Genomic DNA, 12,073 nt, shown 5'->3' on the forward strand with positions numbered 1-12,073 from the left:
ACAAAGCCCCGCGACGTATCGCGGGGCTTTGTTGTATCCGGCAAACCGGTATCAGGCAGGATGGTGCTGATACAGGCTGTCGATCAGGTCACGGCAATGCTGGGTAATCACCTTGCGGCGCAGCTTCAGCGTCGGTGCCAGTTCACCCTTGTCCACACACCACGGTTTTTCCAGCAGCGCGAATTTCTTCACATGCTCCCAGTTACCGAAGTAGCGGTTGAAGCGTTTAACCTCGCGGTCTATCAGCGCCTGCACTTTGGGGTTGTGCGTCATTTCGGCATCGCTGGTATAGGCGATCCCCTGCTGGGCACACCACTCCTTGAGCTTGTCGAATAGCGGCACGATCAGTGCGCCGGCAAACTTCTGCCCGTCGCCCACCACCATGACCTGGTCGATAAAGGCCGATTCCTTGAGCTTGTTCTCGATCACCTGCGGCGCAATGTATTTGCCGTTGGAAGTCTTGAACATTTCCTTCTTGCGGTCGGTAATGGTCAGTACACCATCGGCCATCTTGCCGATGTCGCCGGTATGCAGCCAGCCGTCGATAATGGTTTCTGCGGTCTGCTCGGCATCCTTGTAGTAGCCGACCATCACATTGGGGCCACGCACCAGAATCTCGCCATCGTCGGCTATCTTCACCTCGACATGCGGCAGCGGCACGCCAACCGAGCCGATACGAACCTTGTCGGCATCAAACAGGTTGGCCGAAATCACCGGCGAGCATTCGGTCATGCCATAGCCTTCGGCCACCATAATGCCGCAGGCCCACATCAGGCGCGCCAGTCGCGGCTGCAACGCGGCCGAGCCGACGTTGATCCACTTGAGTTCGCCACCCAGCGCCGTACGCCATTTGCTGAAGATCAGCTTGTCGGCCAGCGCGAACTGCGCCTTTTGCCACAGCCCCATCTTGACGTTGGGGTCGAAATTCTCGGCCATCTCCAGCGCCCACAGATACAGCTTTTTCTTGCTGCCGGAGAGCTCGGACGCCTTGCCCGCCAGCTTTTCGTACAGTTTTTCCAGCACGCGCGGCACGGCGCTGAAGGTATGCGGATGCACTTCCTGCAGCGCATTGGATAGCTGCTCGACACCGGCAAAATAGATGCCGGTACTGGAAGACATATAGTAGTAAACCCCGGTACGCTCGAAGATGTGCGACAGCGGCAGGAAAGACAGGGCGCGCAGCTTGCCTTCCGGCAGACCGGTATGTTCGGCCGTTGCCGTCGCAGTGCTGACCACATTGCGATGCGACAGCATGACGCCTTTGGAGCGACCGGTCGTACCCGAGGTGTAGATAATGGTAAACACGTCGTCGGCGCGGATGCTGTCACGCAGGCCGGCGAGCATGATATCGTCACCATCGGCACCCAGTGCCTCGACTTCGCGCCACGAGGGCACGCCTTCGATATCGGCAAAGGAATAGATAGGACAGGTCAGTTTGCCCAGCGCATCATGTACTTTGCGCTGCATGGCTGCCGTGCCGGCAAAGGCCATTTTGACCCCGGCGTGCATCAGAATATAGGTCGCGTCCTCGACGGTAATGGTCGGGTACAGCGGCACGCTGATGGCGCCGATCTGCTGCAAGGCCAGATCGACCAGAACCCATTCGGTCGAGTTGTCGGCCACGATGGCGACGCGGTCGCCACGGTTGATGCCCAGTTTGATAAAGCCATGGCTGACGCGGTTGACGGTTTCTACAACTTCAGGCGTCGAAAGGGTATGCCACTGCTTGCCTTTGCGTGTGCTCAGGCAGTCATGGCGTGGTTGCGTTTCTAGCTGGTGATACAGAAAGTCAAATGCACGTTCAAGCTTCATCGCTTTATGTGGACCGAAATCGAAAGAGCGCACCTTATCCCCAATCGGCGAAGGTGTAAAGTATTGAACTTAGACGGCTTTGTCCGATATCAAACTGGAATTGGCAAAGATTGCACAATAAAACAATAGCAACCGATCTCAAAATTGCCTCGTGCCACATGGCCGCGTTTCTTAACATATTCATACGTTTGACTTATAAATCCGAGGCTTAAGATGAAGTTTTCCACCCGCGCCATCCATGCCGGCTATCAGGCAAAAGCACATCAGGGCGCAGTGATGCCGCCTATTTACCAAACCTCGGTGTTTGCCTTCGAGCAGATCGGCGCCGACATGGAATTTTCCTATGCCCGCTCCGGCACACCGACCCGGGCGGCACTGGAAGACTGCTTTGCCAGCCTGGAAAATGCCCGCCATGGCATGGCTTTTGCCAGCGGCATGGCTGCCATTGATGGCGTATTGCGTGCCTTTTTGCAGCCGGGTGACGAGGTCATCGCTGTGGCCGACCTGTATGGCGGGGCCTGGCGTTTATTGTCCAAGGTGATGGCCCCCCTGGGGATCAAAGTCAGCTTTGTCGATCTGACCGATCCGGCCAATCTGGAGGACGCCATCAATCCTGCGGTCAAGCTGGTATGGCTGGAGTCGCCCACCAACCCGCTATTGAATCTGGTCGATATTGCCGCGCTGTCGGCCATTGCCCACGCCCATGGCGCACATGTCGCGATCGACAATACCTTTGCCACGCCTTATTTGCAGAACCCGCTCGATCTGGGCGCCGATATCGTGGTGCACTCGGCCACCAAGTATCTGGGCGGCCACTCCGATGTGCTGCTGGGTCTGGTTGCGCTGAACGACAATGCGCTGCAGCAGAAGATCCGCTTTATCCAGAACTCGGCCGGCAATGTACCGGGGCCGCAGGACTGCTTTTTAGTGCTGCGCGGCATCAAGACGCTGGCACTGAGAATGGAGCGCCATTGCGACAATGCCGAAAAGGTCGCCGCTTTTCTAGTTGACCACCCTGCCATTGAAAAGGTGTTCTTCCCAGGCCTCACCGACCATCCGCAACACGCGCTGGCCAAAACACAGATGCGCCGTTTCGGCGGCATCATTTCCATCTATTTAAAGGAAGACACGCGCGAAGCCGCCAACCGCGTCGCCACCCGTCTGCAATTGTTCGCGCTGGCCGAATCGCTGGGCGGTGTCGAATCGCTGGTCAACCATAGCTGGACCATGTCGCACGGCTCGCTGCCACCCGAACAGAAACGCGCACTGGGACTGCGCGAAGGCGGTTTGCGCCTCTCTATAGGGATAGAAGATATAGACGACATTCTGGCCGATCTGGCCCAGGCGCTCGCCTGATTGCCGGCACTTCGATAGCGGCGCAGCGAAGAATGCCCCGTAGAAATGACGCCATGTCGCGGCGCTGGCTATCGATGTCCGGGAAACGAAAGACAAACAACTGTTTTAAAACGGATAATTGTCTCCAAACATTGGAGAACAAACATGACAATCATACTGAGCGCTGTATTGATTTATTTCTTTGCACTACCGATCATCGGTGGTGCCTTTTCCTTAGCCAGCGGCATGCTCAAACCGCGCTTTCGCCGTGGTCAGGAAGAAGTACAGCGCAACTCGCCGTTCAATCCGTTTTACCAGCAGTCGCCATTCAATCTGGGCTGAGAAAAGCCGGATGGAGATCAAGGGCAAGGCGCAGGCCTTGCCCTTTTTGCGTGCTGCTTTAGAGGGCGCGCGTCACCTTGTCCACCAGCACCATCAGATGCTGGTAATCGAGGCCGGAATGTTCGGACAGGCCGATCTCGCAAGTCGCGCTATTGGAATAGCCGCCACTGCAATGGCTGACCTGAGGGCGCAAATCCTTCAGCGCCGAAGCATTCAGCTCGGGATAGGTAAAGCCCTTGTCGCCGGCAAAACCGCAACAGGTCACCCCGCCCGGCACCGTCACCCTGGTCGCGCAGCGCCGCGCCAGCGCTTCCAGCATCGCCGCCTGCCCGCTTTTACGCATCGAACACACCACATGCAGCGCCACATCCTCATCCAGCGGGCTGAACTGCAGATAGTCGGCAGCCACTTCATGCACAAAGCGCGTCACGTCGTAAATCTGTAGCGGCGTATCCTGCAAGCCCTCCAGCAGTGCCACCGTGCAGACCCCGTTATCGACAATGACCGGCCAGCGGCCATTGTCACTGGCCAGCAATAGCGCCGCCTCCACCTCCATACGCTTGGCCTCAGCCGCATCCATCGCGCCTTTGGAGTGAAAAGGCGTGCCACAGCACAGATTGCCCAGGTCCGATGGATATAGCAGCGCATAACCGGCTTTTTCCAGCACCGAAGCGACCACCTGATTCACCGGACGCGCATCCGGTGCAGCGCCCGAGGGTACAAAGGTTCGCGTCAGACAGGACGGCAAATACACCACCTTGCGCACGCTGTCCGCCTTGCCCGGCAACGCGCTAAAGCGCCCTGCGCCACGCGGGAAATGGCGCGACCAGTGCGGCACGCGCGTACCCAGTACGCGGCGCAAGCCCTGCATCAGGGCCGCCGTGCCGCCCTCGCCCGCCACCTTCTCAAAGCCGGCAAGCAGACGCAAACCGGTTCGTGCCGCGCTGCTGGCCAGGCCATAATGCCGCGCCAGCGTCGCGGCCCGCTTGCGGTCGCTGTCGCCCAGTGCCGCTTCGCGCAGGCCCAGCGTGAGCCGGCCGGTATTGATCCCCACCGGGCACGCCGTCTCGCACAAGCCGCAGGCGACACAGGTTTGCTCGCCGGCATAGACATAAGACGCTTCCATCTGCTGCAAGGCGGCAGGCTCGGTGCCGCTTGCCGCCAGCGCCGCGATTTCGCGCCGCGCGACAATACGCTGGCGCGGCGTCAGCGTCAGTGCACGGCTAGGGCATTGCGCCTCGCAAAAACCGCACTCGATACATTTGTCGATAATGGGGTTGGCCGCCGGCATGGGCTTGAGATGTTTGACATGCAAGAGTTTGTCCTGCGACAAGATCACATCGGGGTTGAGCATGCCCTGAGGATCAAACAGCAGCTTGATTTCCTGCATCACGCGGTAGGCATCCGCCCCCCACTCCAGCTCGACAAAAGGCGCCATATTGCGCCCGGTGCCATGCTCGGCCTTGACCGCGCCCTCATACTCGACCGCCACCAGTTGACACACGTCTTCCAGAAAAGCCTGATAGCGCCCGATTTCGGCCTCGCCGGAAAAGTCGGGGGTAAACACGAAGTGCAGATTGCCTTCCAGCGCATGGCCGAAAATGATGGCCTCGTGATAGCCGTGGCGCTGAAACAAGGCCTGCAGCTTGAGCGTACCCTCCGCCAGATGCTCGATCGGAAACACCACATCCTCGATAATCACCGTCGTCCCGGTCGCGCGCATTGCTCCGACACTGGGGAACATGCCCTTACGGATATTCCATAGCCGGGTCGTTTCGGCGGCATCACTACTGAACACCAGCGGCGCCAATGCGGCGAACGGCGCAAGCAAAGCGCTGATGGCTGCGCTCTGGCGCTGCAAATCCGCTGCGGACTCGGCCCGGGTTTCAATCAGAATGGCCGCCGCCGTATCGGGCAGGCTGCGTATCAGCGCCGGCACGCCGGCCTTGTTTTCTACCGAGCGCAGGCTGGCCCTATCCAGCAGCTCGGCTGCAGCCACCTGATCCTTATGCTGCGCCAGCACCGAGATAGCCTGACAGGCCGTGCCGATGTCGGGATAAAACACCAGGGCCGATGCCTTATGCGCCCAGTCAGGCACGGTGTGATACACCACCTCGGACACGAAGGCCAGCGTGCCTTCGCTGCCCACCATCAGATGCAGCAAGATGGCCAGCGGGTCGGTGTAATCCACCAGCGCATTCAGGCTATAGCCGGTGGTGTTCTTCATCTTGTACTTGCGCCGTATTCTGGCCGCGAGTGTCTCGTTCCCCTGCACACGCAGGGCCAAACCCGACAAGGCCGACAGCAAGCCGGCATGGCTCTCGCGAAACGCCGCCACACTGGCCTCGTCCGAGGTATCGAGCAAAGTGCCGTCCGCCAGGATCAGGCGCAGGCTGCGCACAGTGCGGTAACTGTTCTGCGCCGTGCCGCAGCACATGCCGCTTGAATTGTTGTTGACGATGCCGCCTATCATCGCCGCATTCAGCGTGGCCGGGTCCGGGCCTATCTTGCGCCCGTAGGGCAAGAGTGCGGCATTGGCCGCCGCCCCCAGTACGCCCGGCTGCAAACGGATGGCCGCGCCATGATCCAGCACCTCCAGCCGGTTCCACGCCTCGCCGGCCACCAGCAAGATCGAATCGCTGACCGCCTGCCCAGACAAGGAAGTCCCCGCAGCGCGGAAAGTGACCGGCAAAGCCAGTGCCGCCGCTTCGGCCAGCAACAGCCTGACCTCATCCTCGTTATGCGTTTTCACCACCACCTTGGGCGTTAGCCGGTAGCAGGACGCATCGGTGCCATAAGTCAGCGTGGACAACGGATCGGTATAGATGCGCCGGCTGTCGATACGACCACTAATACGCCGGACAAAGCTTTGGTAGGCGGCAGGCAACATGCAAATTGCTCCAGGACTCAGGTCATCAATAGGACAAAGTTTGCCACAGTCAGCGCACTTGCCCCATGCGGGGATGCCCCTATCCATGGCTATGGATTATCCTGATGTGAAAACCATAAGCGGGAATACAAACATGCTGATGCACAAAGACAAGGCCACCTTGCTGGTGGTGGATATACAGGAAAAGCTCACCCCCGCCATTGCCGGCGCGCAAAACCTGATCGCGCGCGCGCGCTGGCTCATCGCGGCCGCCCATGATTGCGCCCTGCCGGTGGTGTTTTCCGAACAGTATCCGCAAGGGCTGGGCCACACCCTGGCCGAACTCAGCGCCGCCGCTCCCGATGCTGTACATGTCGAAAAACTGCACTTCTCCTGCGTCAGCGCCGGCTGCCTGCCGCGCAGCCTGCTTGAACGCGAACAGGTCATCGTGTGCGGCATGGAAACCCATGTCTGCGTGCTGCAGACGGTGCTGGGGCTGCTGCAACTGGGCAAACAGGTATTTGTCGTCGCCGATGTGGTCGGCAGCCGTGCCGACAGCGACAAGGAGTTGGGGCTGCAAAGAATGCGGGACGCAGGCGCGGTGCTGGTCAGCCGCGAAATGGTGCTGTTCGAGATGCTGGAAAAATCCGGCAGCGAACAGTTCAAGGCGATGAGCAAGAAGTATCTGGTCGGCGAACAGCCGTGACAGAGAGGTAGGGTGGGTTAGGCCGCAGGCCGTAACCCACCACACCGCCACACGCTTCACGATGGTTTACGCCGCCACCTGCTCGACGGTTAAAACAAATAACAGATAGACCGGGACCTCACCTTATGCACATAGCCATCCTTACCTTCGAAGGATTCAATGAGCTCGACTCCTTGATCGCCTTGGGGATACTTAATCGCATCAAAAAACCGGGCTGGCGAGTCACGCTCTCATGCCCAACGCCGGCGGTCACCTCCATGAACGGCGTCACCGTACTTGCCCAGTCAACATTAGCCGAAGCCTGCGCGGCCGATGCCGTGATAATCGGCAGCGGCATGCAGACTCGGGACATCGTCAACACCCCGGCGCTCATGGCGCAGCTCCAGCTAGATCCGGCACGGCAGCTGATTGGTGCCCAATGCTCCGGCACGCTGGTTCTGGCCAAGCTTGGGCTGCTCGGCAACGTCCCGGCCTGCACCGACCTGATTACCAAACCTTGGGTACAGGAAGCGGGCGTTGCCGTGATTGACCAGCCCTTCTACGCGCAAGGCAATATTGCAAGCGCAGGTGGCTGCCTGGCATCAGCCTATCTTGCCGCCTGGGTGATAGCACGCAGCGAGGGCGAAGAAGCCGCAAGAAACGCACTTCACTATGTCGCGCCGGTTGGCGAGAAAGAAGCGTATGTTTCCCGTGCCATGAAGAATATTGCTCCTTATCTACCATCATCCTGCGAGTAGCGTGTGGGTGGGTTAGGTCGCAGGCAGTAACCCACCACCGGCCGCAGACCACTAAGTCTCTGGCGGGCGACGCCGCCCATTCCCTTGCGCCGCTTCGCTTGCAGCGCTCGGTCAGCCACCTAACCCACCCTACCCGACATCCAAAGCCGGCATCAATCCACCAGCCGCCCGTCCACCAGCCGGATCTGCCTGTCGCAGGTCTCCGCCAGTCTCGCGTCGTGGGTGACGATAAGGAAGGTGACACCGTCTTCGCGGTTGATTTCGCGCATCAGCGCGAAGGCATCCGCTGCGGTCTGAGTGTCGAGGTTGCCGGTCGGCTCGTCGGCCAGCACCAGACGCGGGCGCGCCATCAGCGCGCGCACGATGGCGACCCGCTGCTGCTGGCCACCGGACAACTGCACCGGCATCTTGTAGCTGTGTTCAGCCAGCCCGACCCGCTCCAGCAGCATGGCGGCCCTGGCCTTGTCTTCGGCGCTCACCACCCCCTTGCCGGCGAACACCGGCATCATCACGTTTTCCAGCGCGGAAAACGCCGGCAGCAGGTGGTGGAACTGGAAGATAAAACCCAGATAAAGGTTGCGCAGCCGGGTACGCGCCGCGTCAGTCAGCCCCACGGCAGTTTCGCCGGCGATAAGCAGCTCGCCTGAGCTTGGCTGCTCAAGCAAGCCCATGATATTGAGCAGGGTGGACTTGCCCGAGCCGGACGGGCCGATCAGGGCAGAGAATTCACCCTCAAGAAGATTAAGGTTGATGCCGTGCAGCACCTCGACCAGTGGCGCCTTGCCGCCGCCGTAGCTGCGGCGGATGTCTTTCAGTTGTAAGACCTCAGCCACGGATTGCCTCCACCGGGTCCAGCATCGCCGCGCGCCGCGCCGGCGCCCACGCCGCCAGCACACCGGCCAGCGTTGCGATGATGGCAGTAATGATAAACAGCGATGGCGTCACCACCACCGGGAACAAAGGCGTGCCGTCGCTATTGAGCGCCAGCCGGGTAAAGCCCTTGGCCAGCAAGGCCCCCAGCGCCGAGCCGCCCAGGGAGCCGACCAGCCCGTAGATCGCGCCTTGCAGCAGGAACACCGCGCGGATGCGGCTGGCCGGCGTGCCCATGGCGCGCAGGATGCCGATCTCGCGCTGCTTTTGCACCACCGACACCACCAGCACGCTGGCAATGCCCAGCGCCACCGCCAGCGTGACGAACACCTTGATCATATTGCTCGACGCGCTCTGGCTTCTGAGCGCGGTCACCAGCTGGGTATTGGTTTCCTGCCAGCTGTCGGCCTCCAGCGCAGTGCGCGCCGACGCGGCCGCGGCAATGGACTCGGCCTGGAACAGGTCGAAAGTCTTGACATAGATTTCGCTGACGTCGCGGCGGTAGCCGAGCAAGGACTGCGCACTTCTGAGCGGCAGCAGCACCCAGCGCCGCGACAGATCCTTCAGCCCGAAATCCAGCACCGCCGTCACCAGAAAACTGTCGGCGACGCCGGTGGCCGATACCAGACGCAGGCGATCGCCCGGCTTCAGACCCAGCTCGCGCGCAAGCTCCGAGCCTATCATCACCGCACCGCTATCCAGCCGCAGCTGGCCGGCCTTGAGCTTGCTCTGCAGCGGCACAATCTTCAGGTAGTCGGCCAGCTCCACCCCCATCAGTACCACCGATTTTCTGACTCCGCCCTTGAGCGCGAAGCCCGGCCCGCTGGCCATCACCGCGGCGGCCTCCACGCCGGGCAAGGCGCGGGTCGCAGCGAGCGCGCTGGCCCAGTTCTCGATGGTGTTTTCGCGCTGAGTGCGCGTTTCCACCTCGCTCATCAGCTCGCCCGCCGGCGCCTCGATCAGGCGCCGGTTCACGTCTTCGCGCGGCTTGAGCACGATATGCGCCTGCGTCGACAGCGTCTTGTCGATGATATTGCTTTGCAGGCCGTTGACGATGGCGGTGATATATACCACCACCGCCACGCCTATGGTCACGCCAGCCAAAATCAACACCGTCTGGAAGCGCCCTTCGCGCATCAGCCGCCACGCCACCGTCCAGATAAAGGCCATCAGCCCTGCTCCTTCACGCGCACCTTGTCGCCTAACGAGAGCGCCGGCGCACCGGGCAGCACCACCAGATCCCCGGCGGCCAGGCCGCTCTTGATCTCGGCCATACCATCGGCCACCATGCCGGTCACCACCGCAACCTGCCCGGCCTTGCCCTCCCGCACGCGCCACAGCCACGATTTGCCGCCGCGCTCAAACACGGCTGCAGCCGGCACGGTCAGCGCGGCAGCTTTGCGCGCGACCACGATCTCGGCCGACACGGTCATATTGTGGGTCAGGAATGCAGGCAGCGTGTCCGGCAGCAGGATGGCTTCCAGCGTGCCGCGCTCCAGGTCCACCTGCGGTGCGATGCGGACAAGGCGAGCGGAAAACAGTGCATCAGGCCAGGCATCGGCCGCCACCTTGGCCACCTGCCCGACTTTTAGCTGCGCCAGGTAGCGCTCGTCCACGTCGAGGCGGATCTCGGTCTTGCCGGCGGCGGCAAAGGTCAGCACCGGCTTGCCGGCACTGACGATGTCGCCCGCTTCCACCTCGCGCGCAATCAGCCGCCCGGCAGCCGGTGCCAGGATGCGGGTCTGCTCTAATCGCGCCCGCGCCGCCGTCACCGCCGCCTGTGTCACCGCCACACGCGCGCGCGCCAGCCGTACCTTTTTGTCTTCCGCATCCAGCGCCGCGCGGCTGATAAAGCCCTGCGCCAGCAGGCTGCTCTGGCGGGCAAACTGGCGTTCGGCCTCGGCCTGCGTGGCAGCGGCCTCGTGCGCATTGCCCTCGGCCTGCGCCAGCGTGGCCTGCGCCTCATCCGACTCCAGCACCAATAGCACCGCACCGGCGGCAACCACAGCGCCCTCGGCTACCGGCGTCGCCAGCACCCGCCCGGTCAGCGTGGCACCCAGCCGGCTTTCTTCGGCACTGCTGACATGGCCGGTGGTGACGATGGTTTGGGTTAGCGGATGCGGCGCCAGCTTGAGCACGGCGACTTCAGGGCCATACAGCAGGCGTGGTAGCCACCACAAGGCAGCCCCAAGGGCGATCAGTACGATGACAAACAAAAAGCGGAAGCGTGGCAACATGGCGATCCATATGCGCTTAAAATAATGACTTCTTTTTACCACAGAGCACGGATCAACACTGCCATGAGTAGCGCAACCTTTACCGAGAATCTTGCCTCCTTGCCCGAAGTGAGCCATCTGGCCGGGCTGAACTTGCTGGATAGCACTGGCCAGAACGTCGCCACCTTGCTCAACCAGCCCGGCACAGCCGGTTCGGTACGGGTCTACGCCGCGCTGGCCGCGCGCTTTGGTGTGCTCAATAGCGAAGCCGCGCAAGCCGGCATTACGCTCTATGCCGAACACAGCATCGATGCCGAAGCCAACCCCGGCAAACACCCGAATATCGACCGCCTGTTTGCCGTGGCCCAAGGCAAGCAAGGTCCGCTTGACGTGGTGCTTCTGCCGGTCGCGCACACAATTCAATAAGTAAAAAGCCGCCCACCTTTCAGGGTGGGCGGCTTGAGCCTGCTGCCGCACATGATGCGGCTTGTTCACTTACATAAAGAATGCGTAGTTCAACGACAGCGCAGTCAGCAGGGCACCCCCCATCGGCACACTGCTGCGCTTGATGATTTCAAATGGTGAAATCTTGGCGATACCGGCACAGGCAATGACCACCGCCGCAATGGGCGACACCGAGCGGCCGATACTGGAAGCCAGCTGCATAGGCAGCAACATGGTCACCGCCGGCACGCCAAACTTGGTCGCCACTTCCGGCGCCAGCGTGGCAAAGCTGAGGAAGGAGGCGTTGCCCGAGCCCATCACCACGGCGGCACCCATAATCAGCGCAACCAGCACCAGCGTCATGAAGCCGCTACCCAGACCGGCACCATCCGCCGAGTGCAACAAAGCGGAAATCGCGCCGATGGCCTTGAGCGATTCGGCAAACAGTTCGGCGCAGACAATCAGCGCCACCACCGGGCCGAACACCTTGCCCATACCGTCAAGGACGCTGGACAGGCCGGCAAACGAAGTACGGATGGAGCGGGTACGCACCAGTTCGCACGCCATACCGATAAACACCGTCAGCAGCATGCTCACTTCCACGCTGACCTTGATGTCGTCGATCACCAGCTTGGAGAAGACCATCATCAGCGCAAACGGAATCACCGGCAACAGCGCATACCAGGATGGTGCCTGGATGGCATCGCTACCCTTCTCGTCCAGTTCGGCATGTTCACCGCGG

11 protein-coding genes are annotated in these 12,073 nt (G+C 61.2%); 5 read left to right on the forward strand and 6 right to left on the reverse strand.

Annotation, left to right across the window (positions count from 1 at the left end):
• Positions 1-51 precede the first annotated feature (51 nt).
• Positions 52-1,812, reverse strand: coding sequence for an AMP-dependent synthetase/ligase (locus tag EGI20_RS03995; protein WP_498629821.1), 1,761 nt, complete (start codon positions 1,810-1,812; stop codon positions 52-54).
• Between the two features lie 213 nt (positions 1,813-2,025).
• Here EGI20_RS03995 and EGI20_RS04000 point away from each other — a divergent pair, with 213 nt between their 5' ends.
• Entirely contained in the window at positions 2,026-3,168 is a 1,143-nt protein-coding gene (locus EGI20_RS04000) for a trans-sulfuration enzyme family protein (RefSeq protein WP_498629823.1), read from the forward strand.
• Positions 3,169-3,312: 144 nt separating this feature from the next.
• Entirely contained in the window at positions 3,313-3,489 is a 177-nt protein-coding gene (locus tag EGI20_RS04005) for a hypothetical protein (RefSeq protein ID WP_498629825.1), read from the forward strand.
• Positions 3,490-3,547: 58 nt separating this feature from the next.
• Here the strand turns inward: EGI20_RS04005 and EGI20_RS04010 are convergent, their stop codons facing one another.
• The gene (locus tag EGI20_RS04010) at positions 3,548-6,379 is read right to left on the reverse strand and encodes an FAD-binding and (Fe-S)-binding domain-containing protein (RefSeq protein WP_498629827.1); all 2,832 of its coding nucleotides are present in this window, start codon (positions 6,377-6,379) and stop codon (positions 3,548-3,550) included.
• A 133-nt stretch (positions 6,380-6,512) separates the two neighbouring features.
• Here EGI20_RS04010 and EGI20_RS04015 point away from each other — a divergent pair, with 133 nt between their 5' ends.
• Both EGI20_RS04015 and EGI20_RS04020 read left to right on the forward strand, forming a co-directional pair.
• Positions 6,513-7,064 carry a hydrolase gene (locus tag EGI20_RS04015; RefSeq protein WP_498629829.1) on the forward strand — a complete coding sequence of 184 codons (552 nt, stop codon included), beginning with the start codon at positions 6,513-6,515 and terminating at the stop codon, positions 7,062-7,064.
• A 125-nt stretch (positions 7,065-7,189) separates the two neighbouring features.
• Entirely contained in the window at positions 7,190-7,801 is a 612-nt protein-coding gene (locus EGI20_RS04020) for a DJ-1/PfpI family protein (RefSeq protein ID WP_498629831.1), read from the forward strand.
• Positions 7,802-7,953: 152 nt separating this feature from the next.
• Here EGI20_RS04020 and EGI20_RS04025 read toward each other — a convergent pair whose 3' ends face one another.
• From EGI20_RS04025 to EGI20_RS04035, 3 genes are read right to left on the reverse strand one after another with little or no spacing between them, the layout of a single operon-like run.
• Positions 7,954-8,634: an ABC transporter ATP-binding protein gene (locus tag EGI20_RS04025; RefSeq protein WP_498629833.1), complete on the reverse strand. Its 681-nt coding sequence runs from the start codon at positions 8,632-8,634 to the stop codon at positions 7,954-7,956.
• Positions 8,627-9,841: an ABC transporter permease gene (locus EGI20_RS04030; RefSeq protein ID WP_498629835.1), complete on the reverse strand. Its 1,215-nt coding sequence runs from the start codon at positions 9,839-9,841 to the stop codon at positions 8,627-8,629. Before EGI20_RS04030 ends, EGI20_RS04025 begins: the two co-directional genes overlap by 8 nt.
• Positions 9,841-10,908 (reverse strand): efflux RND transporter periplasmic adaptor subunit, encoded by a 1,068-nt coding sequence (locus EGI20_RS04035; RefSeq protein WP_498629837.1) that lies wholly within the window; start codon positions 10,906-10,908, stop codon positions 9,841-9,843. Before EGI20_RS04035 ends, EGI20_RS04030 begins: the two co-directional genes overlap by 1 nt.
• A gap of 63 nt (positions 10,909-10,971) precedes the next feature.
• Here EGI20_RS04035 and EGI20_RS04040 point away from each other — a divergent pair, with 63 nt between their 5' ends.
• Positions 10,972-11,313 carry a DUF2322 family protein gene (locus EGI20_RS04040; RefSeq protein WP_498629839.1) on the forward strand — a complete coding sequence of 114 codons (342 nt, stop codon included), beginning with the start codon at positions 10,972-10,974 and terminating at the stop codon, positions 11,311-11,313.
• Between the two features lie 69 nt (positions 11,314-11,382).
• Here EGI20_RS04040 and dcuC read toward each other — a convergent pair.
• Positions 11,383-12,073 (reverse strand): C4-dicarboxylate transporter DcuC (gene dcuC / locus EGI20_RS04045; RefSeq protein ID WP_498629841.1); only part of this gene is annotated, 691 nt, incomplete at its 5' end.

The sequence above is a fragment of the Aquitalea sp. S1-19 genome (assembly GCF_024343515.1).

What these genes read in the sequence shown, in the direction of transcription:
- EGI20_RS03995 (WP_498629821.1), bottom strand. Translation starts at nt 1,812, where the DNA reads ATGAAGCTTGAACGTGCATTTGACTTTCTGTATCACCAGCTAGAAACG.
- EGI20_RS04000 (WP_498629823.1), top strand. Translation starts at nt 2,026, where the DNA reads ATGAAGTTTTCCACCCGCGCCATCCATGCCGGCTATCAGGCAAAAGCA.
- EGI20_RS04005 (WP_498629825.1), top strand. Translation starts at nt 3,313, where the DNA reads ATGACAATCATACTGAGCGCTGTATTGATTTATTTCTTTGCACTACCG.
- EGI20_RS04010 (WP_498629827.1), bottom strand. Translation starts at nt 6,379, where the DNA reads ATGTTGCCTGCCGCCTACCAAAGCTTTGTCCGGCGTATTAGTGGTCGT.
- EGI20_RS04015 (WP_498629829.1), top strand. Translation starts at nt 6,513, where the DNA reads ATGCTGATGCACAAAGACAAGGCCACCTTGCTGGTGGTGGATATACAG.
- EGI20_RS04020 (WP_498629831.1), top strand. Translation starts at nt 7,190, where the DNA reads ATGCACATAGCCATCCTTACCTTCGAAGGATTCAATGAGCTCGACTCC.
- EGI20_RS04030 (WP_498629835.1), bottom strand. Translation starts at nt 9,841, where the DNA reads ATGGCCTTTATCTGGACGGTGGCGTGGCGGCTGATGCGCGAAGGGCGC.
- EGI20_RS04035 (WP_498629837.1), bottom strand. Translation starts at nt 10,908, where the DNA reads ATGTTGCCACGCTTCCGCTTTTTGTTTGTCATCGTACTGATCGCCCTT.
- EGI20_RS04040 (WP_498629839.1), top strand. Translation starts at nt 10,972, where the DNA reads ATGAGTAGCGCAACCTTTACCGAGAATCTTGCCTCCTTGCCCGAAGTG.